Below are 26941 nucleotides of genomic sequence, written 5' to 3'. Positions count from 1 at the left end.
CCAGTCGCAACGTCACAGCTCTACCTCTCTCACGGCCTCGGGCATCTTCGGATCGAGATCGAACAGCTCGCGCAGGGCCTGCGCATAATGATCGCCGCCGGGTGACGTGGCGAGCTGTTTGACACGCACGGTCGGCTCGTGGAGCAGCTTGTCGACGACCCGGTGCACGGTCTGGGTGACCTCGTCGCGGGTCTTGCCGTCGAGGTTGGGGATGCGCATCAGCAGGCGGCCCAGCTCGGCCTCGACCACGCCGGCGGCCTTGCCGCGCAGCGCGACGACGGTCGGCGTGACCTTGGCGGCGCGTTCGGCGTCGAGGTAGGCCTCGAGCTCTTGGGAGACGAGCTCGCGGACCGACCGTACCGCGTCGCCCTCGCGCGAGCCGATGCCGGACTCCTGGATGGTCTCCAGGTCCACCAGTGTGACGCCGGGGACCTCGCGGACCGCCGGGTCGATGTCATGGGGGAGCGCCAGGTCGAGGAGGAACGACCCGCGGGTCAGCATGCCGGGGGTGATCACGTGGTGTCCGGCGCCGACACAGGTGATGACGATGTCGGCCGCGGCCAGCTCGTCCTGGACGGCGGACAGCTCCACCGCCCGGCCGCCGACCGAGGAGGCCAGCCGCCGGCCGCGTTCGAAGGTGCGGTTGGCCACGACGATGTCGGTCACCCCCGCGCGGGCCAGCGTCGTGGCGGCCAGCGAGCTCATCGAGCCCGCGCCGACCACCAGGGCCCGCCGGCCGGGCAGCTCGCCCGCCAGGGCCAGGCCCGCGCTCACCAGGGAGGCGCCGGCCTTGTCGATGCCGGTGTCGGTCTGGGCGCGCTTGCCGACCCGCAGCGCCTGCTGCACGAGGTCGTTGAGCACGGCGCCGACGGTGCCCTGCTTCTGCGCCAGCTTGAGCGCCCTGCGCACCTGGCCGAGGATCTGGCCCTCGCCGACCACCATCGAGTCGAGGCCGCACACCACCGAGAACAGGTGCTCGACGGCACGCTCCTCGAAGTGGACGTACAGGTGAGGCCTCAGCTCGTCGGCGCTGACGCCCGTGTGGACGCTCAGCCGGTCGCAGATCGCGGTGAAGGCGGCGTGGAACCGGTCGACCGCGGCGTAGATCTCGACCCTGTTGCAGGTCGAGACCACCATGGCCTCCGCCACACAGGTGTCCTGCTGCACGTCGTGCAGGAGTTTGACGAGCGCGTCGCCGGTCACCGAGACGCGCTCCAGCATGGCCACCGGCGCTGTCCGGTGGCTGAGTCCGATCGCCAGAACACTCACTGGCTGTCCACGGCCATCAGTGGCCCCCCAGCTTTGCGTTGCTCATGGAACGCAAGGATCTGCAATTCGATTGATAGGTCGACTTTACGGACATCGACGCCGTCAGGCACGGACAGAACGACAGGTGCGAAGTTGAGAATGCTGGTCACGCCGACGGCCACCACACGGTCGCACACTTCTTGCGCGGCCGCAGCAGGTGTCGCCAGAACCACGATCGATACTCCACGCCGCTTGATGACGGCTTCCAGCTCGTCGATGTGCTCCACATTCAACCCCGCGATGTCGTCGCCCACCACTTCGGGGTCGGCGTCCACCAGCGCGGCCACGCGGAACCCCCTGGAGACGAACCCGCCGTAGTTGGCGAGCGCGCGGCCGAGGTTTCCGACTCCGACGATGGCCACGGCCCAGTCCTGGGTCAAGCCCAGTTCGCGGGAGATCTGGTAGACGAGGTACTCGACGTCGTAGCCGACGCCGCGGGTGCCGTACGAGCCGAGGTGCGACAGGTCCTTACGGAGCTTGGCGGAGTTGACCCCGGCGGCCATGGCCAGGTCCTCGGAGCTGACGGTGGCGATCGCCCGCTCGGCCATCCCGTGCAGCGCCCGCAGGTACAACGGAAGCCGGGCGACCGTGGCGTCGGGGATGCCGCGGTCACGGGGTTGGGACGGGCTCTTCACGTGCCGGAGCTCCATGGGAACGGGCGGCCGTGGGCCGCGTGGGTGGGATCGAACCGCCTTTCAGGTTAATCCCTTTGTGAACCGACGCACAAAGTCAGGCGCTACGGTGGGGGCCATGCACAGCATCACGTTGCTCGGAAGGCAGGGCTGCCACCTCTGCGACGACGCCCGCGAGGTCATCGCCAGAGTCGCGGGAGAGCTGGGCGTGCCGTGGGAGGAGGTCGACATCGACACCTCCGCCGAACTGCGGGAGAAGTACGGGGAGATGATTCCCGTCACACTTGTCGACGGCGTCCAGCACGACTTCTGGCGCGTGTCCGAGGATCGGCTCAGGGCGGCCCTCGCCTGAGCCCCGACCGGCTCGGAACGGCCCGGCCGAGAACGGCACGGACTGGAACGGCCCGGCCTGGAGCAGCACGACCGAGAACAGCACGACCTAGTACTCCAGCCGTAGATCGTGATCTTGTGAGTGGGGGCGCCGCCGATATGGCGCGGCCACCATTGACCATCTCGACGAGACCGACCGCGCCATCGGCGGCGTCCATCCCTCTCTGCCTACATGAGTCCACCGAGACGAAGGGCATCCTCGATCTCGCTGAGCTTCGCGGACGGCAGGACGCCCGCCTGCCCGATCAGGTCTTCCCTGGCCAGGGTGACCAGCCAAGTGCAAGGGATGAGGTCGGGACGTGGAAGTGCGACTCTCAGGACGCCTTCGAGAGGCAGTCCTTCGGGGGCACCTACTGCCACCTCAACGGCCACGCCGCTGAGATCGGTGCCCGCGGGAGCGACGACCTGCATCGCCAAGAAACCGGACGCCTCTTCTCCCGACAGCAGTACGACTGCCCGCTGCTCGTTGAAATCTGCCCACCAGACTTCGCCACGTCGCATATGTCCTCCTGATACGGGACGGCGCGCCTGCGTCGCCCCTTCGACCGCCGCCTACTCCAGGCACAGATCGTAATTTCCGCGCGGATGCCCTGGCCGCGAAGGTGCCCAAGCGGGCATGGCAGAAGCTGTCCGCCGGAGCCGGGGCCAAGGGGCACCGCTTCTACGACTGGGCCGTCATCGACCTGGCCGAACCCCGGCCCGGCAGCCGCCAGCTGCTGATCCGCCGCAACCGCACCACCGGTGAACTCGCCTACTACCGCTGCTTTCTCATCCGTCCCCGTACCCCTGACCGCCCTGGTCCGCGTCGCTGGATCAAGGTGGCGGGTGGAGGAGACCTTCCAGTCCGGAAAGGGCCTGGCGGGACTCGACGAGCACCAAATCCGCCGCTACACCTCTTGGTCCCGCTGGGTCACCCTGGCCATGCTCGCTCACGCCTTCCTCGCCGTTGTCCGCGCCGACGAACAAGCCCGGCACCCCGCACCTGACGGGCTCATCCCGCTCACCTGCAACGAGATCCAGCGACTGTTCATCACCTTGGTCGTCCGGCCCGTGCGCGAGGTAGCCCACCGGCTCGCCTGGTCCGCCTGGCGACGCCGCCACCAGGCCCGAGCCCAAGTCGGCCACTACCGACCACAAGCCGCGAATCAGAATTGAAGATCACGATCTACAGCTGGAGTACTAGAACAGCACGGTCGGCAGCGGCACCACCTTGGCGGCGTTGACGGTGAGCTCGATGACGTTGGTGGCCAGCACCATGGCCTGGCGCTCGTTGACGAACCTCTCCACGTGCGGCTGCCGCTGGTGGTCGCGGTAGGCCACCTCGTCGCGGTAGAGCTCGTAGACGATGCGCTGCAGCGGGGCCGACTTCACGGCGTGGCAGGCGTAGACGAGCGTGTCGGGCTCGCCCCGCCGGACGGCCTCGACGGTCTGCTCGGCCAGCCGGTCGAACGCCTCACCCGAGCCGTCCATGATCGTGAAGACGGTGAGCAGGCCGTAGATGCTCGGGGAGGGCCGCCCGCCGGCGGGCTGGGGCTGGGCGTGCGGCTGGGGCTGGGCGTGCGGTGGGGAGGGCTGCGCGGCGCGCCCGCCCGGGGCGAACAGGTCGGCGCCCGAGTAGAGGGCACCTGTCGCCGGGCCGTCGTCGTCGTAGTCCTGCCGGGGAAGGCCGTGGCCGGGCGGGGAGCCGTAGCCGGGCTGGGGCCCGAACCCCGGCGGGGCGAAGTCGGGCGAAGCGCCGTGGCCGGGCCGGTCGGCGCGCGGGGCGTCGAAGTCCTGCCGGCCGGCCCCGTAGTCGTCCTGGAAGGCGCCCTGGCTGCCGTTCATGATGTAACCCGTGGACGGGCCCGAGTCGGGCGGAGGAGCCATCCGGGCGGCGTAGTCGACGTCCCTGTCGCCCGCCCGGTACTCGGCCACCAGGTCGCCCAGGCCCGAAACCCTGCGCGGCGGCTGGACGGCGGGCTGCTCGGCCGAGGCGACGGGCTCGGCGGCCCGGGAGCCGGCCCGCCCTCCCGCCCGGTGGCCGGCCGGCGCCTGCTCACCGTGCCGCCCGTCGCCGCGGGCGCCGCCGCGGCCGTCACGCGATCCCTCACGGCCGCCGTCGCGGGAGCCGCGGTGGCGCTCCGGCTCGTCGTCCTCCTCGTCATCCTCGTACGGCGCCAGCGGGCGCAGCACGCAGTACCAGATGCCGGCGGCGGCCACGACGAACAGCGCGGTCGTGAAGAAGCCGGGCACCGCGAACCGCATGGCGCCCAGGACGGCCAGCGCGGACGGCGCGACGACCAGCACGGCGTGCAGGTTGTCGGTGTCGTACTCGTCGCCGGAGCGCCACCGAAGGGCCGCGACGACCACGGCCGCCAGCAGGATCACCGCCACGACGACGTGCACCCCGAGCAGCAGCTTGTCGGGGATCAGCCCCCAGTGCTGCTTGGCGGCGGGCAGCACCTTGCCCATCTGCTCGGAGATCAGCGGGTCGACGAAGAGGATCACGCCGGCGACGATGGTGACCGCGGTGCCGAACAGCCAGGCCGCGAACTTCGGCGGCACCTTCTCGGCCAGGAGCTGGATCAGGCCGACAGCGAGCCAGAGGGGGGCCAGCAGCGACCCCGTGACCTGGTAGATCTTGAAGGTGACGGCTCCGAAGCCCATGAGGTGGCCGACGCCCACCACGGCCAGCGACACGCACAGCGCGGCCACCGCCACCGTCCAGGCGATCAACCACCCCTCGATCTCCTCACGCAGCCGGTTCGCCAGCGCGCCCGTGGCGATGGCGGCGAGGAGGGCACCGGCGAAGGCTATGACAGCAACGAGGATCTCCATGGTGACTCCAATGCTGCCGGACTATGCCTCCCAGCCGGTAGCCGAAGAGGGAACGGGTCGGTCCACACCGTATCCGCCGCTTACGGCTAGTCATGACTTTGGAGCGTGGATTGTGGAATCCGCTGTTGATTTCTAGAGTGATCGAGCACGCCGCACCCCTTACCCCCAGGGATACCGGATGCCTGAATCGTGGCCGTTCGCCGGGCTGCTGTCGCCGGCGGCCGCCGGCACCGCCGTCACCGGTGCGCCCGCCGCCCGCGAAGAGGTCCCCGACGAACTCCGCACGCTGGTGTTGCGTGCCAAGACCGGCGACACGGAGGCCTTTGGCACGCTCTACGACCGCTACGTGGACCTGGTCTACCGCTACATCTACTACCGGGTGGGCTCGCACCCCCTGGCCGAGGACCTCACCAGCGAGACGTTCCTGCGCGCGTTGCGCCGCATCACCGGCTTCACCTGGCAGGGACGCGACTTCGGCGCCTGGCTGGTGACGATCGCCCGCAACCTGGTGACGGACCACTTCAAGTCGGGGCGCTACCGGCTGGAGGTCCCCACGGGCGAGGTGATCGACGTTCCGCTGGACGGGGCGCACATCCCGGAGAACGCCGTGGTGACGGCGATCGTCAACGACCGGATGCTGCGGGCCGTGCGGGATCTCAACCCGGAGCAGCAGGAGTGCGTGGTGCTGCGGTTCCTGCACGGGCTGTCGCTGGCGGAGACCGCATTGATCATGGGGAAGAAGAGTGGAGCGATCAAAGCGCTGCAGTTCCGCGCCATCCGCGCGCTGGGCCGGGCGTTGAGGCAGGACCTGGCGTAACCTCCATCGGTTCCCGTCGTTAGGCATGTGCCACTACTGGATCTCTTTGCGGGGGCGTCAGGGAGCTGTCATGGGTAGGTCGCGCCGTTCGCGCGAGCACGTGCTGGATCACCTCGCGCAGTTGCGGCGGCTGCCCCTCGGGGGCGGGCCGAGCGACTCCTTCCGCGAACGGTTGCGCGCCGACCTGGTGTCCCACCACCACGACGCCGGCCCCGCGCCGTCTGCCCGGCCCCGGGCGTCGCGGCCCCGCCGGGGGCTGCCGTGGCCGTCGGCGCTCGCCACGTTCGGGCTGGCCGGGGTCATGATGGTGTCGGCCTTCACGACCTACCGGGCGGTGCCGGGCGACACGCTGTACCCGCTCAAGCGCGCCGCGGAGAGCACGCTCGTCCGGCTCAGCGCCGACGACGTCGAACGGGGCGAGCGCGAGCTGGTCTCGGCCAAGACCCGGGCCGCCGAGGTGGCCGAGCTGCTGGGCTCGTCCGAGGCCGGGTCGCTGGTGAGCGAGACGCTGAGGGAGATGGAGCGCTCGACCCGCTCGGGCATCGGCAGGCTCGAACGGGTCAGCCCCCGCTCGCCGAAGATCAGCAGGTTCGCCCAGGACCAGCGCGACGTGGTCGAGCCGATGCTCGACCAGTTGGACGAGGCGCACCAGGACCAGGCCAGCGGCTACCTCGACTACATCGAGGGCCTGGCCGCGCCTCCTGGGTAAGCTGAAGCCCATGTGGCGGCTAATCCGACAACGGCACGAGGTTGAGGCGGAGATCGCCGGCGAGGCCGCGGCCGCGGCGGCCGTGACCGCTCCCCCCGCCGAGCCCGACCTCCAGGCGGCGGCCTTCTTCGACGTCGACAACACGATGATGCGCGGTGCCTCGATCTACCACTTCGCGCGAGGGCTGGCCACGCGCGGCATGTTCACCACCTCCGACCTGTTCAAGTTCACGGTCGGCCAGGCGGTGTTCCGGCTGCGGGGCAACGAGAACCCCGAGCACATCGCGGTGGCCCGCGAGACGGCGCTGGCGTTCGTCGCGGGGGCCAAGGTCGACGACGTCGTACGGCTCGGCGAGGAGATCTACGACGAGGTGATGGCCGACCGCATCTGGGGCGGCACCCGCGCGCTCGCGCAGAGCCATCTGGACGCCGGCCAGCGGGTCTGGCTGGTCACCGCCACACCCGTGGAGCTGGCCCGGGTCATCGCCCAGCGGCTCGGCCTGACCGGCGCCCTCGGCACGGTGGCCGAGAGCACCGACGGCGTCTACACCGGACGGCTGGTCGGCGACCTGCTCCACGGGCCGGCCAAGGCCGAGGCCGTGCGGGCGCTGGCCCGCCGGGAGGGCCTCGACCTGACCCGGTGCACCGCCTACAGCGACTCGGCCAACGACCTGCCCATGCTGTCGCTGGTCGGCCAGGCGATCGCCATCAACCCCGACACCGAGCTGCGCGAGCACGCCAGGAAGCACGACTGGCCGATCAAGGACTTCCGCACCGGCCGCAAGGCGACGCTGACCGCGCTGCCCATCGCGGCCGGTGTGGGCGCCGTGGCGGGCGGCGTCGCCGCGGGCATCGCCCTGCGCAAGCACTACCGCGGCCCGCGCTAGCCGCCTAGTACCAGATCCCGGGGATCCGGGCGGGCACGGCGTCCGCGACCTGCTCCCTGTCGACCACGTCTCCTTCCAGCGGCAGGTTCACGGTGGCCTCGCGGCCCCATGCCGCGAAGCGGGTGTCCGACTCCACCCCGACGGTGGCGTCGGCGTAGGGCAGGACCGCCTTGGCGCTCACCCGCTCGACCAGGCCGGTCGGACCGAGCCGGAGGGTGTAGGAGACCGTGCCGCGGCGGCCGAAGCGGGTGCCGAAGCGCGAGGCGAAGGCGGAGGACACGGCGGCGAGCTTGGCAGGCTTGACGGACCCCTTGACGGCGCCGTCCCGCACGGAGGTGCGGTGGCTCAGGAGCGTCTTGAGAGTGGCGGGGTCCAGCACGTCGAGCAGCAGGTTGCTCGGCGGCAGGTCGGCCCGCCGGTAGCGCACCCAGTCGGCGCCGCTGGACAGGAGGGCCTCGTCGACCAGCGGGCCGGAGACGTAGCTCACACCCCGCGTGGAGATCGCCTGGATGGGTCCCTCCCGCAGCGCCTCGGTCTCCTCCGGCCGCTGCTTGCGCATCTGGCGGAGCATGTCCTCGCTGTAGCGCAGGGTGTGGGCCACGTCGGACGCGGCCGCGCCCCGCGGGCCGAACCCGATCGTGCCCTCCACGTCGGAGGTGGCGGACAGGCCGCGGCCGTACGTCACCTTCGCCGTGGAGCGGAAGTTGACGGCCTTGCCCTGGCCGAGTTCGGCCTTGAGCGCGTTGACCGGGTCGAGCTTGGGCGCCGCGTGCGCGGGCGCGGCCGTGAGCTGCGCGAGGCCCACGGCCACGGCGACACCCACGATGGTTCGCTTCATAGGGTTTCCCTGGGAACGAGGGGGGATGACGCGAACAATCTGGTGCATCGAAGATCCCTCGTCAATCCGCTTGCGGACTATCGGAATCTTTTGAACAGCTCGCCGGCTTCGGGCTGCTTCCATACGACCCTGTTCGGGTCGCGCGGGTCGGGCTTCCAGGGCACTGTGGTGGACACGAACCCCGCGGGCTGGTCCATGGTCATGGCGAGGGCGGTCATCGTCTCCAGGTCGAAGGCCGGGTCCGTCTTGACGGACTTGGTGGCGGTCGCGAGGAAGTCGCGCAGCCTGCCTGGCTCGTCCAGCAGCGACTGACCCTTCCTGAGCATCGCCAACAGGAGAGTCATCTGGCGCTTGATCCGCTGGATGTCCGAGCCGTCGCCGTGGTTGCGCAGCCGCATGTAGCCGAGCGCCTTCTCCCCGTCGAGCAGGACCTTGCCCGCGGGGAGCTTCAGCTTGGCCTTCGGATCGTCGATCGGTTTCCTGATCATGACCTCCACGCCGCCCAGGGCGTCGACCACCTCCTTGAAGGCGGCGAAGTCGAACTCCATCATGTGGTCGATCCGCACGTCGGTCAGCGTCTCGATGGTCTTGACGGTGCAGGTGAGCCCGCCCTTGTCGAACGCCGAGTTGATCATGTCCCGGCGGGCGGGCTCGGAGCCGCACCGGGGGATCTGGACCATGGAGTCCCTCGGGATGCTCACCGTGGTGATCTGCTTCCGGTCGGCGGGCAGGTGCACGAGGAGGATGGTGTCCGAACGGGCGCCCTTGCGGAACCGGGGGGTGCCCGCCAGGCTGTCGGTGCCGACCAGCAGGATGTTCATCGTCCCGGTCACCTTCGGGGGACGGGCGCCGGCGGGCGACGGCACGGTCTCGTGGCCGCTCAGCACCACGGTGGGCACGGCCACGGCGATCGCGGTGGCCGCCGCCGCGAGGGCCGTGGCGAGCCAGCCGATCCTGCGGCGGCGGGGCCGCTCGGTGAGCAGGCGGTTGCGCTGGCGGGCCAGCGTCGCCGGCGGCTGGTGTTCCAGCTCGGCGCCGAGGTCACGCAGCAGTTTCAGGTCGTCCATCGTCACGCCTCCTCCAGCAGCGGATTGGTGTCTCCGAGTGCCGCGCGGACCTTCCGCCTGCCCCTGTTGAGGCGGGAGCGCACCGTGCCGACCGGGATGCCGAGCGCCTGGGCGACCTCCACGTAGGTGAGGTCGCCCCAGGCGACCAGTAACAGCACGTCGCGGTCCTTGGCGGGCAGCGCCGCGAGCGCGCTGACCAGCTCGGGGCGGACGGCCTGCGCGCTCACCCCGCTGGCCACCCGGTCGGCCGGGGAGTCCACGTGGTCGTCGACCGGGGCCCGCAGCAGCGCCCGGTAGCGGGCCGCCTCGGTGCGGTGGTGGCGGGACATGAGCTTGGTGAGGATGCCGAACAGCCATGGCCGCGCGTCGGTGTAGGCAAGGTCGTAGCTGCGGCGGCGGGAGAAGGCGACCAGGAACGTCTCGCCGACGAGGTCCTCGGCCGGTTCGGTGCCGAGCCGTTTGGAGACGTACCGGTAGAGCATGGCGGAGTAGCGGTCGAACAGCTCGGCGAACGCCTCCGGCTGGGTCCAGGAGGTTCGCACGAGGTCGGCGTCCGCACCCCTGGTGGCGGGTTGTGTGATCATCTCCGCCCTTCTGTGGGGAAGTCGGTCAGGGATGTCTCGCCACAACCCGCCTCATGGGTTCACGAAGGCCTACAGCTCCTTGCGGAAGCCTCCGTCTACCGCCACCTCGGCCCCGGTGGTGCTGCCGGAACGCGGGGAGACGAGCTGGACGACGGCGTCGGCGATCTCCTGGGGGTGGACCAGGCGGCCGGTGGACAGCTTCATCATCTCGGGCGCCAGGGTCGCGATGACGCTGTCGCGGTCGGCGCCCGCCATGCCGGCGATGACGTCGGCCGCGCCGCCGTCCTTGGTCCACCAGTCGGTCAGCACCGGGCCGGGCGAGACGGTGTTCACCCGGATCCCCTGCGGGCCGTACTCCTCCGACAGGGCCTTGCTCACGTGGTTGAGCGCCGCCTTGGCGGCGCCGTAGTCGACGTTCATCGCCGACGGCTGGCGGGCCGAGCCCGAGGAGACGTTGACGATCGCGCCGCCGCCGCGCTCCAGCATCGCCGGTACGGCGGCGCGCACCATCCGGACCGCCGAGAAGAGGTTGAACTCGAACATCTCCCGCCAGGCGGCGTCGTCGGGCGCGAGGAAGCCGACGCGGGGCAGCGTGACGCCGGGCGGCGGGCCGCCCGCGTTGTTGACGAGGATGTCGACACCGCCGAACTCCTCGGCCGCGCGGGCCACGATCCGGGCGGGCGCCTGCGGGTCCATCAGGTCGGCCGCCACGTGGACCACCTTGTCGGGCAGGTCGGCCGTGCGGGTCCTGGAGGTCGCCACGACGTGCGCGCCCTCCTCGAAGAGGGTGCGCGCGACTGCCAGGCCGATGCCCTTGGAGGCGCCGGTGACGATGGCGACGCGTCCGGAAAGCTGCAGATCCATGGTGTTCCTTCATGCTGGGTGTCACTTGCACAGGAAGGAACACCGGCCGGCCGCGACCGGTTGCGCGGGTCAGAGAAACGGCGGGAAGGCGTGGCCGCGCCGCAGCCGCAGCTCGTTGAGCATCTGCTGGACGAGCTCGCGGACGTGGTCGGTCAGCTCGAACACCAGCATCGGGTCGTCGGCGTCGGACGGGTCGTAGGCGTCGGTGTGCACCGGCTCACCGAACTCGATCATCCACTTCGACGGCAGCGGCACCAGGCCGAGCGGCCCGAGCAGCGGGAAGAACGGCGTGATCGGCAGGTAGGGCAGGCCGAGCAGCCGCGCCAGCGAGGCCAGGTCGCCGATCTTGGGGTAGATCTCCTCGGCCCCCACGATCGCGGTGGGGACGATGGGCACGCCGGCCCTGATGGCCGAGGCCACGAAGCCGCCCCGGCCGAACCGCTGCAGCTTGTAGCGCTCGGAGAACGACTTGCCCACGCCCTTGAAGCCCTCGGGGAACACCCCGACCAGCTCGCCCTTGCGCAGCAGCCGGTCGGCGTCCTCGGGGCAGGCCAGCGTGTGGCCGGTCTTGCGCGCGAGGTGGCCGAGCACGGGGAGCTGGTAGACCAGGTCGGCGCCGAGCAGCCGCAGCGCCCGGTCGGCCTCGTCGTGCAGCGCCACCTGCAGCATGAGCGCGTCGAGCGGCAGCGTGCCCGAGTGGTTGGCGACCACGAGCGCGCCGCTGTCGTGCGGCACGTTCTTCAGCTCGACGGTCTCGACCCGGAACCAGTGGTGGTAGAGCGGCCTGATCAGCTCCAGCATCACCTTGTCGGTGAGCTCGGGGTCGTAGCCGAACTCGTCGACCTCGTAGTCGCCGGTGACGCGCCTGCGCAGGAAGGCCAGGGCCTCGGCCAGCGGGTCGGGGCCGGGCTTGTCGTGGGACGGCGCCTCGGTGATCGGGATCACCCGCGCCTCGCGGTCGGGAACGCTCACCGTCGGGCACCTCCCAGCGGATGCAGCTCCCGCGAGCGCAGGAAGTCGTCGAACGCCGCGCCGGTGGTGAACTTGGGCCGCCAGCCCAGCTCGGCCGCCAGCCTGCTGGAGTCGACCGCGCGGCCGTAACTCATCAGCCGGAGCTGCTCGGGTGAGTAGTCGACCAGGCCCATCCGGCGCACGGTGTTGCCCAGCATCCGGAAGGCCGGGGAGGGCAGCGGCAGCGACAGCCGGCCGGCCCGCCGTACGCACTGCGACAGCAGCAGCACGCCTGCCCCGGCCACGTTGAACGTGCCGGGGTGGTCCTCGGTCGCCGTGCGGCGCAGCACCTCGACCGCGTCGTCCTCGTGGACGAACTGCAGCCGGGGGTCGAAGCCGAACACGGTCGGCGCCACCGGCTGGGTGAAGTAGCGGGTCAGCGGCGAGTCGACGCCCGGACCCATGAAGTTGGCGAAGCGCAGCAGCGTCACGGTGACGTCGGGGCGGCGGCGCGCGAAACCGCGCACGTAGGCCTCGACCTCGGCCGCGTCCTTGGCATAGCCGTGGACGGGCCCGTCGTGCGGCTCCAGGTCCTCGGTGAACACCGCCGGGTCCCTGGGGGACGAGCCGTAGACCGCCGTGGTGGAGCGCACCACGACGCGCCGGACGGTGGCCGAACGCTGGCAGGCGCCGAGCAGTTGCATGGCGCCGATGACGTTGTGCTCCTTCATCAGCGCCCGCCCGGCGTTCCGCGACGGAGCGCTGACCAGGCTCATGTGCACGACGGTGTCGATGTCGGCGGCCGCGATCACCTGCGCGATGTCGGGGCTGCGCAGGTCAACGCGGACGAACTCGGTCCGACCGAGGGAGACGCCGCCCTCTCGCGTCAGCGAGGGCGGCGGCACGGTGTCGACACCGATGACGCGGCTGATGTCCGGGTCGGCCGCAAGAACTCTCGCCACCCGGGCGCCGATATGGCGCGAGACCCCGGTGACGAGCACGGTGTGGGTCATCAGCGCCTCGCAGCTGCGTCTGGTTACTTCTTGTTACGCCGCTGGATGCGCGTCTTCTTGAGCAGCTTGCGGTGCTTCTTCTTGGCCATCCGCTTGCGGCGCTTCTTGATCACAGAGCCCACGGGACCCCCAGGTGGTGATAGCAAGGCTGAACCGATGTGCGAGCGCACACCGGGTCACAGACTACCGGCGATCCACGGTAGATCGCCCCAAGGGGGTGGCCCGGCCGCGTTGTGCCGGCCGGGCCTCGCCCGCGTCGGCCATTCGCGGTGTGGCCGAACTCACGCGTCACACCGCTACTCCTGCGTCATCCTGCCTCGATGTAGGCCTCCCGGAGATAGTCGTGGACCGCCTGCTCAGGCACCCTGAACGACCTGCCGACACGGATCGCCGGGAGTTCGCCGGAGTGCACCAGCCGGTACACGGTCATCTTGGACACCCGCATGACTGTGGCGACTTCTGCCACGGTCAGGAACTTCACCTCGCTGAGAGGTCTTTCGCCTGCACCCATCGGACGCCTCTTCCGCACGTGGTTTCCGGGTTATCCCCACTGGTGCCATTGCTCACGCACGTGTACTGCCGTCAGCGTAAGACGGGACTCCGAGTCGGCAAACCCCCCAGTTTCTCAGCCGTCGGAGCCACGCGTCAGCCAGACCAGTAAAATGCCTGGTCAGCAGCTTGCCGAGCACCTCGCCTGATCGTTGGAACTGTCCAACTTGTCACACATAAGAGTCGCCCAGGACGTGTCAAAAGTTGGCAAAGGGACAGCGAGCCTCTTGGAATGCAGGCGCGAAAAGACGGTATCGAGCTGACCGTTTTCGACTCACAGGGCTCGTGAGACTCCAGTGACGAGCCATTCGGTCAGCGGTGCGTAATAGCGCGGCAGCACATTGTCGTCGAGGGGCACGACCACGTCGATCTTGCCCTCGGCCTCGCCGAGGAAGAGCCCGGGGTCGTTGGAGTCGGCGAAGGCCACCGTCGGCACCCCGGCCTCGCCCGCGGCCCCGGCCCAGCCGTGGTCGGCGATGACCAGGTCCGGCGGCTCGTCGCCCAGCTCGTCCAGCATCCGCTCCATCGGGGCCGCGTCGTGGGTGTGCACGAAGCCGCCCTTGTCGTCGAGCATCGCCACGTCGTAGAGGTAGCGGATCCGGCGCAGCCGGCCGAATCCGGACCCCGCGTACGACCAGCCCTCGGCGGGTGTCAGCAGCGTCGCGCCGTGCTCGGCCGCGAGCCTGGCGAGCGGCAGGTGCACGGCCAGCAGGCCCGTGGGGTGACCGGTGGCGAACAGCAGGCGCGGCCGCTCGCGCGACAGCGCGGCGGCGATGCGCCCGGCCATGGCGTCGAGGGCGGCGATCGTCCGCTCGGGGTCGATGGTGTCCTGACCCGAACGGTGACGGGGATCGGCGACGACGCCGGCCGACTTGGCCATCAGCTCCAGGACGTCGCGGAAGGACCACGGCTGCTCGAACGTCAGGCCCAGCGCGTAGTAGGGGTCGCCGTTGGCCAGGGAGCTGTAGTGGTCGAGGTTGTTCTCACGAGAGGTCGCGACATCGCCGGCGATGCGGGTGTGGATCAGGTGCTCGTGGAGTGCGTCACGGCTCAGCACGGTTCCTCGCTAGGGGATCGGGTCGAGGCCGTGCAGGGGGAAGACCGCGTTGCGGGTCGCCATGATCGCACGGTCGATCGGGTCTCCTGGGTCATAACCACCGGACAGGTCACGAAATTCCGGGGTACGGCCGTCGGTCATGGTGAGCGGCGGGGTCTCCCCGGTGCGTTCCCGGACGAGCCGGCGCCACCCCTCGCTGGTCGGCGTCGCCGGGTCGAGCGGATGCCCCGCCACCTCGGCGATCAGGTGGGTCCAGGCCCGCGGCACCACCTGGACCAGCTCGTAGCCGCCGCCGCCCGTCACGATCCACCGGCCGCCCGCCGTCTCGTGGGCCAGGCGGTGCAGGGCGGCGTAGGCGGCGCGCTGGCCGTCGACGCTGAGCATCAGGTTGGCGAGCGGGTCGAGCGCGTGGCTGTCGCAGCCGTGCTGGGTCACGAGGATCTCCGGCGCGAACTCGCGCAGCAGCGGCGGCACCACCGCGTGGAAGGCGCGCAGCCAGCCGGAGTCGCCGGTGCCCGCCGGGAGGGCCACGTTGACCGCCGTGCCCCCGGCACCGGTCTCCTCGGGGAACCCGGTGCCGGGGAACAAGGTGCGCGGGCTCTCGTGCAGGCTGATCGTCAGCACCCGGGGGTCGTCGTAGAAGAGCGCCTGCACGCCGTCGCCGTGGTGCACGTCCACGTCCACGTACGCCACCCGGCCGGCGCCCTGGCGCAGCAGCCAGGCGATGGCCAGGGCCGGGTCGTTGTAGACGCAGAAGCCGCTGGCCGTCGAGGCCATCGCGTGGTGCAGGCCGCCGGCCACGTTGACCGCGTGCTCGGCCGTGCCCTCCCAGACCGCGCGGGCGGCGGCGAGCGAGGCGCCGGCGATCAGGGCGGACGCCTCGTGGACGCCGGCGAAGGACGGGTTGTCGGCCGTGCCGAGGCCGGCGGAAAGGTCGGGTGCGCCGGTGGCGGAGCAGCGCCGGACCGCCTCGATGTAGCCGCGGTCGTGCACCATGGCCAGCTCGTCGTCGGTGGCGGGGACGCAGCCGGCCGGCTCCACCTTGTCGAGCACGCCCAGCTCGCGGGCGAGCGCCATCGTCAGCTCGACGCGGATGGGTGCGAGGGGATGGCTCGGGCCGAAATTGTAGGAGGTGAGAGCATCGTCCCAGATGACCCGCACTGTCCGACTCATACGCACTCCCCGTCCCTCGCCCTTGGGCCGACGTTACCGCAGCCCCCACGGGCTCCGTCTCTCCGGTGGCGGAGGTGATCGAAGCGAGATACCGCCGCATTTTTGCGTAAGGTCGGATCATGCGCTTGGTACGCCGTGTCGAGGCCGCATGGCGTTTCTTCCGGCGTCCCCGCGTGTTCGACACCACGCTGGTCATCGTCCTGGCCGGTGCCCCGCTGGTCGGCATGATCGCCATGCTGGCGCAGGGCTACCCGCAGCCCGCGGCCGCCTCCGCCCAGTTCGCCCAGTTCGCGATCTCGGTCCTCCCCCTCCTCGTGCGGCGCCGCCACCCGGTCGCCGCCGCGGCCGCCGTCACCGCCCTCGACGTCTTCGGCCTGCTCACCGGCATCATCAGCGCCACCAACGTGCCCATCACGATCGCCCTCTACAGCGTGGGTCGCTACCTGGCCGGCCGGACGGCCGTGATCGTCGCGGTGGCCGCGTCGGTCGTCTACAACGTGGCCTTCCACCTGTCCATCGAGACCACCGGCGGCCCCATCGCCTGGGTGCCGAACCTGGTCTCCTTCCTCGTGTTCACCGGCCTGGGCCAGCTCGTCCGCGTCCGCGCCGAGCTGAGGGAGCGGGGCCGCCGCGAGGCGGCCGAGGAGGCGGTCCGCGCCGAACGGCGGCGGATCGCCCGGGAGCTGCACGACGTCGTGGCCCACCACCTCAGCGTGATCAACGCCCTGGTCGGCGGCGCCCGCGCCACCCTCCCGCCGGGGCACGAGGTCACCCGCGAGGCGCTGACCGGGGCCGAGGGCACCGCACGGCAGGCGCTCACCGAGATGCGCCAGCTCCTCGACGTGCTGCGGGCCGACGGCGGCGAGGGCGACGGGGCCGCCACCGGCGTGGGCACGTCCCGGCTGCCCGCCCTGCTGGAGGAGGCCAGGACGGCCGGGCTGCCCGCCACCCTGACCGTGGCGGGCGAGGCCGTGGCGCTGCCCACGGCGGTCGACCACGCCGTCTACCGCATCGTGCAGGAGGCCCTGACCAACACCCGCAAGCACGCCCCGGGAGCCCGTGCCGGCGTCGTGCTGACCTACCGGCCCGAGGCCGTGGAGGTGGAGGTCGTCGACGACGGCGTCCCCGAGCAGGCCGTGAGGCAGCCGGCGGCGCCGCCCGGGTTCGGGCTCGGCGGGATGGCCGAGCGGGTGGCGCTGTGCGGCGGCGAGCTGCAGACCGGTCCGCGCGCCGAAGGCGGTTTCCGGGTGCGCGCCCGCATCCCCCTGGAGAAGACATGATCGCGGTACTCCTGGCCGACGACCACGCGCTGGTGCGCATGGGGTTCCGGCTGATGCTCGACGCCCAGCCGGACATGCGCGTGGTCGGCGAGGCCGGCGACGGCGCCGAGGCGGTCGAGCGGAGCAGACGGCTGCGGCCCGACGTGGTGCTGATGGACCTGCACATGCCCGGCATGGACGGGGTGCGCGCGACCGAGCGGATCATCGCCGAGCAGCCCGGCGTGCGGGTGCTGGCGCTGAGCACGTTCGACCTGGACGAGAACGTCGTGGCCGCGCTGCGGGCGGGCGCCGACGGGTTCCTGCCCAAGGACGTCTCCCCCGAGGAACTGGTCGAGGGCGTGCGGGTGGTGCACCGGGGCGAGTCGGCCGTGGCGCCGCGCCTGCTGACCCGCCTCATCGGCACCTTCGTCCGGGCCGAGCGCCCGCACCGGCCCGGCACGCGCCCGGAGCCGGCCGGCCTGACCGAGCGGGAACGCGAGATCCTCGTGCTGATCGCGCGCGGCCGGTCCAACGGCGAGATCGCCGCCGACCTGGGCGTCTCCCCCTCCACGGTGAAGAACCACGTGACGAGCCTGTTCGCCAAGCTGGCCGTCAGGGACCGGGCCCAGGCGGTGATCGCCGCCTACGAGGCCGGGCTCGTCACCCCCGGAGCGTAGGACCGCGCTCCCAGACCCCCTGGGACGAAACGGTTCTCGGGCAGGAAGAAGTCGCCGCTCCGCGCCGTCACGCTGGACCCATGACCTCAATACGGGCGACGAACCTCACCAAACGCTACGGCTCGACCGTGGCCGTGGCGGGCCTGTCCTTCGACGTCGAGCCCGGCCGGGTGACCGGCTTCCTCGGCCCCAACGGCGCCGGCAAGTCGACGACCATGCGCATGCTCCTCGGCCTGGACCGTCCCTCGGACGGTTCGGCGCTCGTGGACGGCAAGCCGTACCAGGAGTGGAAGCACCCCCTGCGCAAGGTCGGCGCGCTGCTGGACGCCAAGGCCGTGCACGGCGGGCGCAGCGCGCGCAACCACCTGCTGGCCATCGCGCAGAGCAACGCCCTCCCGGCACGCCGGGTCGAGGAGGTGCTGGAGGCCGTCGGCCTGCGCGAGGTGGCCGGGCGGCGGATCGGCGGGTTCTCGCTGGGCATGTCGCAGCGGTTGGGCATCGCCGCGGCGCTGCTCGGCGACCCGGAGATCCTGCTGTTCGACGAGCCCGTCAACGGGCTCGACCCGGACGGCATCCTGTGGATCCGCACGTTCATCCGCAGGCTGGCGGCCGAGGGGCGGACGGTGTTCGTCTCCAGCCATCTCATGAGCGAGATGGCGCAGACCGCCGACCATCTGATCGTGATCGGCAAGGGCAGCCTCATCGCCGACACGAGCGTGGAGGAGTTCATCGGGCGCAGCTCGCAGGGGTACGTGCGGGTGCGCTCGCCCCGGCTGGCCGAGGTGGCCGAGCTGATCAAGGTGGGCGAGCCGCACTCCGACCACCTGCGGGTGACCGCGATGAGCACGCTCGAGATAGGCACGATCACCGCGCGGGCCGGGATCGCGCTGGAGGAGCTGACGTTCGTGCAGCCCACGCTGGAGGCGGCCTACATGGAGCTCACCAAGGACAGCCTGGAGTACACGTCATGATCGACATTTTCAGGTCCGAATGGACCAAGATCCGCTCGGTCCGTTCGACGGTGTGGACCCTGACCGTCACCGCCGTGCTGGTGCTGGGCCTGTCCGCCCTCATCAGCGCCTCGGCCAAGAACATGGCCGACGGGCCGGTCCCGGGCGACCAGGCGATCATGCTGAGCCTGACCGGGACGATGCTCGCCTCGCTGTCCATGGCCACCCTGGGTGTTCTGGTGATCTCCAGCGAGTACCGCACCGGGGGCATCCGCACCTCGCTCATGGCCGTGCCCAGGCGCACGAGCCTGCTGGCCGGCAAGATCGTGGTGTTCGTCGCGGTCTCACTGATCGTCTGCGGGGTCGCGTCGGCCGGCGCGATCGGCGTCGGTGTGGCGATCTCCCAGCCGCCGTCGATCGAGCTGGGCGAGGTGGCGCGGGCTTCGCTCGGGTCCGCTCTCTACCTGACCGCGTGCGGGCTGTTCGGGCTGGGGCTGGGCACGCTCATCAGGCACACGCCGGGGGCCATCGTGTCGGCCATCGCGCTGATCATGGTGTTGCCCACGATGGCGAACCAGTTCCCGGGCGAGTGGGGCAGGACCGTGGCCGAGTACTTCACCACGAACGCCGGCCTGCTGGTCGTGTCCGGCCAGAGCAACGCCTCCCTGGGCCCGTGGAGCGGGTTCGCGGTCTACCTCGCCTGGGTGGCGGTCGCCGTGATCTCGGGCGCCGTGCTGATGCGGCGCCGCGACGCGTGAACCCCGCGGCGCCCGCCTACTCGGCGCGGAGGGCGACGACCGGGTCCAGCCGGCCCGCCCGCCGCGCCGGCGCGACGCCGAAGAACACGCCCACCGCGGCCGACACCCCGAACGCCAGCGCGACCGACCACCACGTGATCGTGGCCGGCACCTCGGTGAACGTCCTGATGGCCAGCGCGCCGCCGACCCCCAGCACGATGCCGATCACGCCGCCGATCGTGGTCAGCAGCACCGCCTCGATGAGGAACTGGGCCAGCACGTCGCGCTGCCGGGCGCCGAGCGCCTTGCGCAGCCCGATCTCGCGGGTCCGCTCGCGCACGCTGACCAGCATGATGTTGGACACGCCCACCCCGCCGACCAGCAGCGAGACGCCGGCGATGGCGGCCAGCACGCCGGTCAGCATGCCGAGCACGCTGCCGATCGTGCCGAGCAACTGGGTCTGGGTGACGGCGGAGAACTTCTCCCCCGGGTACCGGGCGGTGAGCGCGGCCACGACCTTCCGCTGCAGCGGCTCGACTGTGCCGCGCTCGACGAGCAGCACGTCCGTCTCGTCGATGTCGGCGGCCAGCGTGAGATTGGAGACGCCGGTGACGGTCACAATGGTGTCGCCCGCCGAGATGGGCACGCCCACCACAACGGGTGAGCCACCGCCCGATCTGGTGGACGGCAGCGACGGCAGTTGCCGTCCACCGCCGGGATCTGGCCGAGCAGCCCGTCGCGCCCGTCCGGCCGTCGCCGCCGGCCGGACGGCCGAGCGTGACCACGCCAACGAACGGCGCCTTGACGGTGAGCGCCTCGCTCGTGCGCTCTGCCGTCCTGACCAAGGTCCTGGCCTGAGCCGTCGACGCCGCCCGGAGGGACGCCATGGACGCCGTCAGCCCGCCGATGCCGCTGACGACGGACGGACATGACGCTGCTGGTGACTCCTCCGCCCCCTGAAGGGAGCGGCTTCTCGCTAGGCCGCTCGCGCGGCGTCGCGAAGGGCAAGCCCTGCCCTCAAGATGTTGACGGCCGCGTTCACGTCGGCGTGCGCGGTGTGCCCGCATGCCGTACATCGGAACCCGGCCTGGGTGACGCGGTTCTCTGCCGCGCAGTGCCCGCAGCGCGAGCAGGTGCGGGAGGTGTTGGCGGGGTTCACCGTGATCAGCTCTCGACCGGCGCTTTCAGCCTTGTGCGACAGGATCGTCAGGAACACCCCCCAACCCGCGTCCAAGATCGAACGGTTCAGCCCCGACTTCGCGGCCGCCCCGTTGGGCAGGTGGCCACCCACGCCATCCGGCTTGGGCGCCGCACGCCTGGTCATATTGGTGACCTTGAGCGCTTCGTGCACGATCACGTCGTAGTCGCGCACCAGCGCGAGCGCGGCCTTGTGCGCTGCGTCGAGGCGCTGCCGCCGCACCTTGGCGTGCAGCGCCGCGACACGGGCCACAGCCTTACGCCGGCGGTTGGACCCGCGCCTGGTGCGGGCCAGGTCCCGCTGAGCCGTCGCCAGACGCTCGGCACAGGTGTGCAGGTGGCGCGGATTGGCCAGGTGCTCACCCTCGCTGGTCGTCGCCAGATGAACCAACCCCACGTCGATCCCGGCCACGGCCCCCGTCGCGGGCAGCGTCTCGGCGGGCACGTCGTCGCACGACAGCACCACGAACCAGCGGGAACCTTCCCGCTTCACGCTGATCGTCTTCACCGTGCCGAGCACCCGCCGGTGCTGGTGCACCCGCACCTGCCCGACCCCCTGAAGCCGCACATACGTGGCGGCCGGGTGGCCGGGCTGGGAATCCCACCGGCAGCCGTCGCCGTCCTTCGGCCACTCAACGGTGTCGAACCGGCCCCGCCCCTTGAAACGCGGAAACCCGGGCGCGTGGCCGGCCTTGACACGGTCGAAGAACGCCCTGAATGCCTTGTCCAGCCGCCGCAAGGTGGCCTGCTGGGAGGAGAACGACCACCGGCCCTGCCCGCCGGGATCGTCGGCCCGGATGTGCTTCAACTCCGCCGACTGCTCGCCGTACCGCACCGTGACACCCGCCTTGCGGTAGGCCGTGCGACGGTGCTCCAACGCCGCGTTGTACAACTGTTGATGATCTGCCAGGCACGCGGTGAGCGCGACGACCTGCCCGCGGGTGGGACGCAGCAGGAACTTGAACGACCTACGCACGGCCACCCGCCCCGGGTGCCCGCCCGTCCTGCGCCTCGATGCAGCGCCGCACCGTCTTGGCCGACTCGGCGCCGGCCGTGGCCAGGAAGCAGAACCATGACCACAGGGTCGGCCGCCCCGAGTGCGGGTGACCGTGCTCGTCGGCCTTGGCGTGGATCAGGTCCCGCAGGCGGGTCTTCACCCGCCCGCCGACGACCGGGCGGCGGCACTGCGGGCACCACACGACGGGGTACCCGAGGTCGAACGCCGCTCCTGGGGAGGTGCGCACCTCACGCGTCACACGATCAGTATCACAGCGTCACACATCTCATGCGTGATGAACGGAGATTCTGATGCCCCAATTTGGCAGGTCACTGCGCTATCCCCCCGCCGCCTGAAGGCGACGGTCCCCTCAGGAGGACTTTACGAATCGACACCCGACCAATCGTAGGGACCAACTCCGCCGGGTCGCCGGGCGCGTGGCCGGATCGCGAGAGGACGGGGCCATGGAGCGGCGGAGACCCGCACGAAAGGACGAGGCCGTGAGGGGCGGGAACCCGCGCGGGTGGTCAGCCGGAGGCGAGCTCGCGGCCCCGGTCGCGGGCGGCCTCGATGGCGGCCAGGAAGGCGGCCCGGACGCTGTGCCGTTCGAGCTCGGCGATCGCCGCGATCGTGGTGCCGCCGGGCGACGTCACGGCCTCGCGCAGGATCACCGGGTGCTCGCCCGAATCGCGCAGCATCACGGCCGCGCCGACGATCGACTGGGTCACCATGTCGAGGGCCGCCGCCCGGGGCATGCCGAGCAGGATGCCCGCGTCGACCATGGCCTCGACGAGGTAGAAGAAGTAGGCGGGCCCGCTGCCGGACAGCGCGGTCGCGGCGTCCTGCTGCGCCTCGGGGATGCGCAGCACCTTGCCGACGGGCCGCAGGAGGTCCTCGGTGTGCCGGAGGTGCTCCTCGCGGGCGTGGGCGCCGGCCGAGATGACGCTCATCGCCTCGTCGAACCGGATGGGCGTGTTGGACATGACCCTGACCACGGGCGCCTCGACACCGAGGCGCTGCTCGACGAACGCGGTGGTGATGCCGGCGGCCGCGGTGATCACCAGGCGGTCGGCGGGCACGTGGGGTGCGATCTCGGCCAGCAGCGACGCCATGTCCTGTGGCTTGACGGCCAGGATCAGCGTCTCGGCGACCTTGGCGGCCTCCGGGTTGGACATCGTGCGCACGCCGTAGGTGTCGCGCAGCGCCCGCGCCCGCTCCGGCCGGCGGGCCGTGGCCACGACGTCGTCCGGCTTGAACCCCGCCCGCAGCAGCCCGGACAGCAGGGCCTCGCCCATCTTGCCCGTGCCCAGAATCGCAATCACGCCAGCAGCCTATCGGCCCGTCAACCCCTGCTCAGCAGCGAGCGGGCGAAGAAGGCGAGGTTGCGGGGGCGCTCGGCCAGGCGGCGCATCAGGTAGGCGTACCAGTCGTCGCCGTAGGGCACGTAGACCCGCATCTGCGCGCCCAGGGCGGCCAGCCGCCGCTGCTCGGCGGGGCGGATGCCGTAGAGCATCTGATACTCGTACGCCGAGAAGTCGCGTCCGGCGAGCACCGCCAGCGCCGAGGCGATCTCCACCAGCCGCGGGTCGTGCGTGGCGACCATCGGGAAGGCGGAGCCGGCCATCAGCACCCTGAGGCAGCGCACGAACGAGCGGTCGATGTCGGCGCGCGAGGTGTAGGCGCCGGGGGCGGTGTAGGCGCCCTTGCACAGCCGCACGCGTGTCCCGTCGGAGGCGGCGAGCCGGGCGCAGCGCTCCTGTGCCTCGGGCAGGTAGGCCTGGACGACGACGCCGACCGAGGGATGCTCCTTGCGCAGCGTGGCGTGCACGGAGTGCAGCCCGGCGATGGTGTCGTGCTCCTCGGCGTCGAGGGTGAGCGTGATGCCGCGCAGGGCGGCCTGCTCGCAGATGGTGGCGGCGTTGTCCAGCGCGAGTTGCTCCGACAGCCGCAGGCCGAGCGCGGTCAGCTTGACCGACACGTCGGAGCCCTCCGGCAGGCGGGTGAGCAGCCGCAGGTAGGCCCGCACCTCGCCCTCGGCCTGCGCCCGGTCGGTCACCTCCTCGCCCAGGTGGTCGACCGTGACGAGCAGCCCGTCGCGGGTCAGCTCCGAGACGACCGCGCCCACGTCCTGGGCGACGTAGCGCCTGACCACGTCCCTGGTCAGCGGAGAGGTGGACACGACGCGCTCGACGCGCTCGCTCCTGGAGGCGGCTAGCAGGACCTGACGAAGCACGTGACCACCCTAGTCCTCGCGTCCGCGCCCGCCCGCCGGATCCGGTGGTGAACCGCGCGGCGGCGCGGTTCGTCGTAGGGGTATGCGAACGATGACAGCGACTCTTCTGGCCGGATGTCTGCTCGCGACGAGTTGCGGAGCGACGCCCGACGGGCACGCCACCTCGTCCACCCTGCCCTCCTCCGGCACGCCGCTCTCCAGCACGCCGGTCTCCGCCACCGGCACCGTGCCCACCACGCCCACCACGCCCCCGGTCAAGGGCCCGGAGCCGGTCAAGCCGACGGGCGACGCGATCGACGTCCGCAAGGTGCGCTGGACGAAGGCCAAGCCCGTCGCCAAGGGGCGCAAGGTCCAGCTCGTCTGGACGTCCGGCGTGGCGCCGTGCACCGTGCTGGACCGGGTGAAGGTCAAGGAGACGCGCACGCGCGTCACGATCACCCTGTACGAGGGCACCGCGCCCACGGCGAAGAACGTCTCCTGCATCATGATCGCCATCGAGAAGACGACCACGGTCAAGCTCAGGGCCCCGCTCGGCAAGCGCAAGATCGTGGACGGCGCCAAGGCCTGACCACCGACGAGAACGAGCACGCCCACGGCGAAATCAAGGGAATGCGCAGGCCGTCCTTGGGGTTGAGTCGAGTAGGCTCAAGACGTTTGACAAAGAGACCCGTCATTCGTACCTTGAGTCTGACCGACTCAACTTTGACTACAAGGACGTACTCATGGCACGTGCGGTAGGTATCGACCTGGGGACGACCAACTCCGTCGTCTCGATTCTCGAGGGCGGTGAGCCCACCGTCATCGCCAACGCGCAGGGCTCGCGGACCACGCCGTCCGTGGTCGCGTTCGCGAAGAACGGCGAGGTTCTCGTCGGCGAGGTCGCCAAGCGGCAGGCCGTCACCAACGTGGACCGGACCATCCGCTCGGTCAAGCGCGAGATAGGCACCAACTGGTCCCAGGAGATCGACGGCAAGAAGTTCTCTCCTCAGCAGATCAGCGCCTTCGTCCTGCAGAAGCTCAAGCAGGACGCCGAGGCCTACCTGGGCGAGAAGATCACCGACGCGGTGATCACCGTCCCGGCCTACTTCAACGACGCCCAGCGCCAGGCCACCAAGGAGGCCGGCACGATCGCCGGCCTCAACGTGCTGCGCATCATCAACGAGCCGACCGCGGCCGCCCTGGCCTACGGCCTCGACAAGGAGGAGGACCAGACGATCCTGGTCTTCGACCTCGGCGGCGGCACCTTCGACGTGTCCCTGCTCGACGTCGGCCAGGAGGACGGTCACGGCTTCGTCGAGGTCAAGGCGACCTCGGGCGACAACCACCTCGGCGGTGACGACTGGGACCAGCGCGTCGTCGACGAGCTGGCCAACAGGTTCAAGAACGCCCACGGCGTCGACCTGTCCAAGGACAAGATGGCCCTCCAGCGCCTGCGCGAGGCTGCGGAGAAGGCCAAGATCGAGCTGTCCAGCCAGTCCGAGACCACGATCAACCTGCCCTACATCACGGCCTCGTCCGAGGGCCCGCTGCACCTTGACGAGAAGCTGACCCGCGCCGAGTTCCAGCGGCTCACCGCCGACCTGCTCGAGCGGACCAAGGGCCCGTTCCACCAGGTCATCAAGGACGCCGGCATCAAGGTCTCCGACATCGCCCACGTGGTGCTCGTCGGCGGCTCGACCCGCATGCCCGCCGTCTCCGAGCTGGTCAAGGAGCTGACCGGCGGCAAGGAGCCCAACAAGGGCGTCAACCCCGACGAGGTCGTCGCCATCGGCGCCGCCCTGCAGGCCGGCGTGCTCAAGGGTGAGGTCAAGGACGTCCTGCTGCTCGACGTGACCCCGCTGTCGCTGGGCATCGAGACCAAGGGCGGCATCTTCACCAAGATCATCGAGCGCAACACGACGATCCCGACCAAGCGCTCGGAGGTCTTCACCACGGCCGAGGACAACCAGCCGTCGGTGCAGATCCAGGTCTTCCAGGGCGAGCGCGAGATCGCCTCCTACAACAAGAAGCTCGCCACGTTCGAGCTGACCGGCATCGCCCCGGCGCCGCGCGGCATCCCGCAGATCGAGGTCACCTTCGACATCGACGCCAACGGCATCGTCAACGTCTCCGCCAAGGACCTGGGCACGGGCAAGGAGCAGACGATGACGATCACCGGCGGCTCCGCGCTGCCGAAGGACGACATCGAGCGCATGATGCGCGAGGCCGAGTCGTACGCCGAGGAGGACAAGAAGCGCCGCGAGGAGGCCGAGGTCCGCAACAACGCGGACGGGCTCGCCTACCAGACGGAGAAGTTCCTCCGCGAGAACGACGACAAGGTCCCCGGCGAGATCAAGACCGAGGTCAACGACGCCCTGGCCGAGCTGAAGAAGGCCCTGGAGGGCACGGACACCGACACGATCCGCACCTCCGCCGAGAAGCTCGCCACGGTCAGCCAGAAGATGGGTTCGGCGATCTACGCCCAGAGCCAGCAGTCCGCCGGCGAGGGCGCAGGCGCCCCGCAGGACGCCGCAGCCGGTGACGCCGCCCAGGCGAAGGCCGACGACGACGTCGTCGAGGCCGAGATCGTCGACGACGAGCCGAAGAAGGACAAGTGATGCCGCCTCGTGACAACGGCCACGAGCACAGCGAGCCGGTGATCCGCGACAACCGCAAGATCGACCCGGAGACGGGCCAGGCGCGGCTCGGCTCGGATGGCAAGGCCGAGCAGCCCACGGAGACACCGGCCGACACGGGCGCGACCGGGGCGGGGCCGGTCGGCGACGACGGCGAGCTGAAGGCCCAGCTCGCCGAGCGCACCGCCGACCTGCAGCGCCTCCAGGCCGAATACACCAACTACCGCAGGCGCGTCGAGCGTGACCGCGTCGTCGTGCGCGAGCAGGCCGTGGCCGGCGCGCTGACGGAGCTGCTTCCGGTGCTCGACGACATCGGCAGGGCCCGCGACCACGGCGAGCTCACCGGCGGCTTCGCCAAGGTGGCAGAGTCTCTGGAGGCGGTGCTCACCAAGCTGGGGCTCAGCCCGTTCGGACAGAAGGGCGAGCCCTTCGACCCGACCGTCCACGAGGCGCTGATGCACAGCTACTCGCCCGACGTGACGGAGCCGACCGCGGTCGAGGTGCTCCAGCTCGGCTACCGCATGGGCGACCGGGTGCTGCGCCCGGCCCGGGTGGCCGTGGCCGAGCCCGAGGACGCCCCCTCGGCGTCCGCTGACGACGACAACTGACCAAAGGACGAAG

The 26941-nt window shown here is 70.8% G+C and carries 30 protein-coding genes and 1 pseudogene; 12 read left to right on the top strand and 19 right to left on the bottom strand.

Features of this window, described 5'->3' with window-relative positions; genetic code table 11:
• Positions 1-12: 12 nt before the first annotated feature.
• Together FHU36_RS15600 and FHU36_RS15595 are read right to left on the bottom strand one after the other, a co-directional pair.
• Complete coding sequence (locus FHU36_RS15600; RefSeq protein ID WP_185084380.1) at positions 13-1269, bottom strand: glutamyl-tRNA reductase; 1257 nt, start codon at positions 1267-1269, stop codon at positions 13-15.
• Entirely contained in the window at positions 1266-1958 is a 693-nt protein-coding gene (locus FHU36_RS15595; protein ID WP_185084379.1) for a redox-sensing transcriptional repressor Rex, read from the bottom strand. Before FHU36_RS15595 ends, FHU36_RS15600 begins: the two co-directional genes overlap by 4 nt.
• A 100-nt stretch (positions 1959-2058) precedes the next feature.
• Here FHU36_RS15595 and FHU36_RS15590 point away from each other — a divergent pair, with 100 nt between their 5' ends.
• Positions 2059-2292, top strand: a complete 234-nt coding sequence (locus tag FHU36_RS15590; RefSeq protein ID WP_185084378.1) for a glutaredoxin family protein — start codon at positions 2059-2061, stop codon at positions 2290-2292.
• A 206-nt stretch (positions 2293-2498) separates the two neighbouring features.
• Here FHU36_RS15590 and FHU36_RS15585 read toward each other — a convergent pair whose 3' ends face one another.
• A complete protein-coding gene (locus FHU36_RS15585) occupies positions 2499-2831 on the bottom strand; it encodes a type II toxin-antitoxin system PemK/MazF family toxin (protein ID WP_185084377.1) in 333 nt (110 codons plus the stop codon).
• 53 nt (positions 2832-2884) lie between these two features.
• On the opposite strand from FHU36_RS15585, the pseudogene FHU36_RS15580 reads away from it, so the two are divergent.
• Positions 2885-3485: pseudogene (locus tag FHU36_RS15580) on the top strand (transposase family protein); the annotation flags it as partial.
• Between the two features lie 24 nt (positions 3486-3509).
• Here the strand turns inward: FHU36_RS15580 and FHU36_RS15575 are convergent.
• Entirely contained in the window at positions 3510-5147 is a 1638-nt protein-coding gene (locus FHU36_RS15575) for an antibiotic biosynthesis monooxygenase (protein WP_185084376.1), read from the bottom strand.
• A 178-nt stretch (positions 5148-5325) separates the two neighbouring features.
• Here FHU36_RS15575 and FHU36_RS15570 point away from each other — a divergent pair, with 178 nt between their 5' ends.
• The 3 genes from FHU36_RS15570 to FHU36_RS15560 all read left to right on the top strand — a co-directional run bounded on the left by FHU36_RS15570 (position 5326) and on the right by FHU36_RS15560 (position 7559).
• Positions 5326-5964, top strand: a complete 639-nt coding sequence (locus tag FHU36_RS15570; protein ID WP_185084375.1) for a sigma-70 family RNA polymerase sigma factor — start codon at positions 5326-5328, stop codon at positions 5962-5964.
• A gap of 70 nt (positions 5965-6034) precedes the next feature.
• Positions 6035-6673 (top strand): DUF5667 domain-containing protein, encoded by a 639-nt coding sequence (locus FHU36_RS45610; protein WP_185084374.1) that lies wholly within the window; start codon positions 6035-6037, stop codon positions 6671-6673.
• A gap of 10 nt (positions 6674-6683) precedes the next feature.
• Positions 6684-7559, top strand: coding sequence for an HAD family hydrolase (locus tag FHU36_RS15560; protein ID WP_185084373.1), 876 nt, complete (start codon positions 6684-6686; stop codon positions 7557-7559).
• Between the two features lie 4 nt (positions 7560-7563).
• Here the strand turns inward: FHU36_RS15560 and FHU36_RS15555 are convergent, their stop codons facing one another.
• From FHU36_RS15555 to FHU36_RS15510, 10 genes are all read right to left on the bottom strand, one after another.
• Complete coding sequence (locus tag FHU36_RS15555; protein ID WP_185084372.1) at positions 7564-8397, bottom strand: hypothetical protein; 834 nt, start codon at positions 8395-8397, stop codon at positions 7564-7566.
• Positions 8398-8474: 77 nt separating this feature from the next.
• Positions 8475-9464, bottom strand: a complete 990-nt coding sequence (locus tag FHU36_RS15550) for an LCP family protein (RefSeq protein ID WP_185084371.1) — start codon at positions 9462-9464, stop codon at positions 8475-8477.
• A 2-nt stretch (positions 9465-9466) separates the two neighbouring features.
• Positions 9467-10048, bottom strand: a complete 582-nt coding sequence (locus FHU36_RS15545; protein ID WP_185084370.1) for an RNA polymerase sigma factor — start codon at positions 10046-10048, stop codon at positions 9467-9469.
• Between the two features lie 69 nt (positions 10049-10117).
• The gene (locus FHU36_RS15540; RefSeq protein WP_185084369.1) at positions 10118-10912 is read right to left on the bottom strand and encodes an SDR family NAD(P)-dependent oxidoreductase; all 795 of its coding nucleotides are present in this window, start codon (positions 10910-10912) and stop codon (positions 10118-10120) included.
• Between the two features lie 69 nt (positions 10913-10981).
• On the bottom strand, positions 10982-11884 hold the full coding sequence (locus FHU36_RS15535) for a lysophospholipid acyltransferase family protein (RefSeq protein WP_376774132.1): 903 nt from the start codon (positions 11882-11884) through the stop codon (positions 10982-10984).
• Positions 11881-12876 (bottom strand): NAD-dependent epimerase/dehydratase family protein, encoded by a 996-nt coding sequence (locus FHU36_RS15530; RefSeq protein ID WP_185084368.1) that lies wholly within the window; start codon positions 12874-12876, stop codon positions 11881-11883. The genes FHU36_RS15535 and FHU36_RS15530 overlap by 4 nt, the downstream gene beginning before the upstream one ends.
• A 23-nt stretch (positions 12877-12899) precedes the next feature.
• Positions 12900-12998, bottom strand: a complete 99-nt coding sequence (locus FHU36_RS15525; protein WP_018654693.1) for a 30S ribosomal protein bS22 — start codon at positions 12996-12998, stop codon at positions 12900-12902.
• A 185-nt stretch (positions 12999-13183) separates the two neighbouring features.
• Entirely contained in the window at positions 13184-13387 is a 204-nt protein-coding gene (locus tag FHU36_RS15520; protein ID WP_026214222.1) for a helix-turn-helix domain-containing protein, read from the bottom strand.
• Between the two features lie 312 nt (positions 13388-13699).
• A complete protein-coding gene (locus FHU36_RS15515; protein WP_185084367.1) occupies positions 13700-14482 on the bottom strand; it encodes a phosphatase in 783 nt (260 codons plus the stop codon).
• 9 nt (positions 14483-14491) lie between these two features.
• Positions 14492-15655: an acetoin utilization protein AcuC gene (locus FHU36_RS15510; RefSeq protein WP_185084366.1), complete on the bottom strand. Its 1164-nt coding sequence runs from the start codon at positions 15653-15655 to the stop codon at positions 14492-14494.
• 119 nt (positions 15656-15774) lie between these two features.
• On the opposite strand from FHU36_RS15510, the gene FHU36_RS15505 reads away from it, so the two are divergent.
• From FHU36_RS15505 to FHU36_RS15490, 4 genes are all read left to right on the top strand, one after another.
• The gene (locus FHU36_RS15505; protein WP_185084365.1) at positions 15775-16935 is read left to right on the top strand and encodes a sensor histidine kinase; all 1161 of its coding nucleotides are present in this window, start codon (positions 15775-15777) and stop codon (positions 16933-16935) included.
• The gene (locus FHU36_RS15500; protein WP_185084364.1) at positions 16932-17591 is read left to right on the top strand and encodes a response regulator; all 660 of its coding nucleotides are present in this window, start codon (positions 16932-16934) and stop codon (positions 17589-17591) included. Before FHU36_RS15505 ends, FHU36_RS15500 begins: the two co-directional genes overlap by 4 nt.
• Positions 17592-17671: 80 nt before the next feature.
• Entirely contained in the window at positions 17672-18562 is an 891-nt protein-coding gene (locus FHU36_RS15495; protein WP_185084363.1) for an ABC transporter ATP-binding protein, read from the top strand.
• Positions 18559-19299, top strand: a complete 741-nt coding sequence (locus FHU36_RS15490) for an ABC transporter permease (protein WP_185084362.1) — start codon at positions 18559-18561, stop codon at positions 19297-19299. Before FHU36_RS15495 ends, FHU36_RS15490 begins: the two co-directional genes overlap by 4 nt.
• A gap of 16 nt (positions 19300-19315) precedes the next feature.
• On the opposite strand, the gene FHU36_RS46325 is transcribed toward FHU36_RS15490, so the two are convergent.
• The 5 genes from FHU36_RS46325 to FHU36_RS15465 all read right to left on the bottom strand — a co-directional run bounded on the left by FHU36_RS46325 (position 19316) and on the right by FHU36_RS15465 (position 23705).
• A complete protein-coding gene (locus FHU36_RS46325; protein WP_312891605.1) occupies positions 19316-19924 on the bottom strand; it encodes an ABC transporter permease in 609 nt (202 codons plus the stop codon).
• A 330-nt stretch (positions 19925-20254) separates the two neighbouring features.
• Positions 20255-21457 (bottom strand): RNA-guided endonuclease InsQ/TnpB family protein, encoded by a 1203-nt coding sequence (locus tag FHU36_RS15480; RefSeq protein ID WP_185084360.1) that lies wholly within the window; start codon positions 21455-21457, stop codon positions 20255-20257.
• Positions 21444-21731, bottom strand: a complete 288-nt coding sequence (locus tag FHU36_RS15475) for a hypothetical protein (RefSeq protein WP_185084359.1) — start codon at positions 21729-21731, stop codon at positions 21444-21446. The genes FHU36_RS15480 and FHU36_RS15475 overlap by 14 nt, the downstream gene beginning before the upstream one ends.
• A 268-nt stretch (positions 21732-21999) precedes the next feature.
• Complete coding sequence (gene proC / locus FHU36_RS15470; protein ID WP_185084358.1) at positions 22000-22794, bottom strand: pyrroline-5-carboxylate reductase; 795 nt, start codon at positions 22792-22794, stop codon at positions 22000-22002.
• Positions 22795-22814: 20 nt separating this feature from the next.
• The gene (locus FHU36_RS15465; RefSeq protein ID WP_185084357.1) at positions 22815-23705 is read right to left on the bottom strand and encodes a proline dehydrogenase family protein; all 891 of its coding nucleotides are present in this window, start codon (positions 23703-23705) and stop codon (positions 22815-22817) included.
• A 91-nt stretch (positions 23706-23796) separates the two neighbouring features.
• Between FHU36_RS15465 and FHU36_RS15460 the strand changes: the two genes are divergently transcribed.
• The 3 genes from FHU36_RS15460 to grpE all read left to right on the top strand — a co-directional run bounded on the left by FHU36_RS15460 (position 23797) and on the right by grpE (position 26928).
• Positions 23797-24273 carry a hypothetical protein gene (locus FHU36_RS15460; protein WP_185084356.1) on the top strand — a complete coding sequence of 159 codons (477 nt, stop codon included), beginning with the start codon at positions 23797-23799 and terminating at the stop codon, positions 24271-24273.
• A gap of 154 nt (positions 24274-24427) precedes the next feature.
• The gene (gene dnaK / locus FHU36_RS15455) at positions 24428-26302 is read left to right on the top strand and encodes a molecular chaperone DnaK (protein WP_185084355.1); all 1875 of its coding nucleotides are present in this window, start codon (positions 24428-24430) and stop codon (positions 26300-26302) included.
• A complete protein-coding gene (gene grpE, locus FHU36_RS15450; RefSeq protein ID WP_185084354.1) occupies positions 26302-26928 on the top strand; it encodes a nucleotide exchange factor GrpE in 627 nt (208 codons plus the stop codon). The genes dnaK and grpE overlap by 1 nt, the downstream gene beginning before the upstream one ends.
• Positions 26929-26941 lie beyond the last annotated feature (13 nt).

This window comes from Nonomuraea muscovyensis (genome assembly GCF_014207745.1).
Taxonomy (GTDB): domain Bacteria; phylum Actinomycetota; class Actinomycetes; order Streptosporangiales; family Streptosporangiaceae; genus Nonomuraea; species Nonomuraea muscovyensis.
Note: the sequence above shows the minus strand (reverse complement) of the source record. Positions and strands in the feature narration are given on the sequence as shown.

Coding starts and splice junctions, on each gene's coding strand:
- FHU36_RS15595 (WP_185084379.1), bottom strand. CDS start 1,958: ATGGAGCTCCGGCACGTGAAGAGCCCGTCCCAACCCCGTGACCGCGGC.
- FHU36_RS15590 (WP_185084378.1), top strand. CDS start 2,059: ATGCACAGCATCACGTTGCTCGGAAGGCAGGGCTGCCACCTCTGCGAC.
- FHU36_RS15585 (WP_185084377.1), bottom strand. CDS start 2,831: ATGCGACGTGGCGAAGTCTGGTGGGCAGATTTCAACGAGCAGCGGGCA.
- FHU36_RS15575 (WP_185084376.1), bottom strand. CDS start 5,147: ATGGAGATCCTCGTTGCTGTCATAGCCTTCGCCGGTGCCCTCCTCGCC.
- FHU36_RS15570 (WP_185084375.1), top strand. CDS start 5,326: ATGCCTGAATCGTGGCCGTTCGCCGGGCTGCTGTCGCCGGCGGCCGCC.
- FHU36_RS45610 (WP_185084374.1), top strand. CDS start 6,035: ATGGGTAGGTCGCGCCGTTCGCGCGAGCACGTGCTGGATCACCTCGCG.
- FHU36_RS15560 (WP_185084373.1), top strand. CDS start 6,684: ATGTGGCGGCTAATCCGACAACGGCACGAGGTTGAGGCGGAGATCGCC.
- FHU36_RS15555 (WP_185084372.1), bottom strand. CDS start 8,397: ATGAAGCGAACCATCGTGGGTGTCGCCGTGGCCGTGGGCCTCGCGCAG.
- FHU36_RS15550 (WP_185084371.1), bottom strand. CDS start 9,464: ATGGACGACCTGAAACTGCTGCGTGACCTCGGCGCCGAGCTGGAACAC.
- FHU36_RS15545 (WP_185084370.1), bottom strand. CDS start 10,048: ATGATCACACAACCCGCCACCAGGGGTGCGGACGCCGACCTCGTGCGA.
- FHU36_RS15540 (WP_185084369.1), bottom strand. CDS start 10,912: ATGGATCTGCAGCTTTCCGGACGCGTCGCCATCGTCACCGGCGCCTCC.
- FHU36_RS15530 (WP_185084368.1), bottom strand. CDS start 12,876: ATGACCCACACCGTGCTCGTCACCGGGGTCTCGCGCCATATCGGCGCC.
- FHU36_RS15520 (WP_026214222.1), bottom strand. CDS start 13,387: ATGGGTGCAGGCGAAAGACCTCTCAGCGAGGTGAAGTTCCTGACCGTG.
- FHU36_RS15510 (WP_185084366.1), bottom strand. CDS start 15,655: ATGAGTCGGACAGTGCGGGTCATCTGGGACGATGCTCTCACCTCCTAC.
- FHU36_RS15505 (WP_185084365.1), top strand. CDS start 15,775: ATGCGCTTGGTACGCCGTGTCGAGGCCGCATGGCGTTTCTTCCGGCGT.
- FHU36_RS15500 (WP_185084364.1), top strand. CDS start 16,932: ATGATCGCGGTACTCCTGGCCGACGACCACGCGCTGGTGCGCATGGGG.
- FHU36_RS15495 (WP_185084363.1), top strand. CDS start 17,672: ATGACCTCAATACGGGCGACGAACCTCACCAAACGCTACGGCTCGACC.
- FHU36_RS15490 (WP_185084362.1), top strand. CDS start 18,559: ATGATCGACATTTTCAGGTCCGAATGGACCAAGATCCGCTCGGTCCGT.
- FHU36_RS15460 (WP_185084356.1), top strand. CDS start 23,797: ATGACAGCGACTCTTCTGGCCGGATGTCTGCTCGCGACGAGTTGCGGA.
- dnaK (WP_185084355.1), top strand. CDS start 24,428: ATGGCACGTGCGGTAGGTATCGACCTGGGGACGACCAACTCCGTCGTC.
- grpE (WP_185084354.1), top strand. CDS start 26,302: ATGCCGCCTCGTGACAACGGCCACGAGCACAGCGAGCCGGTGATCCGC.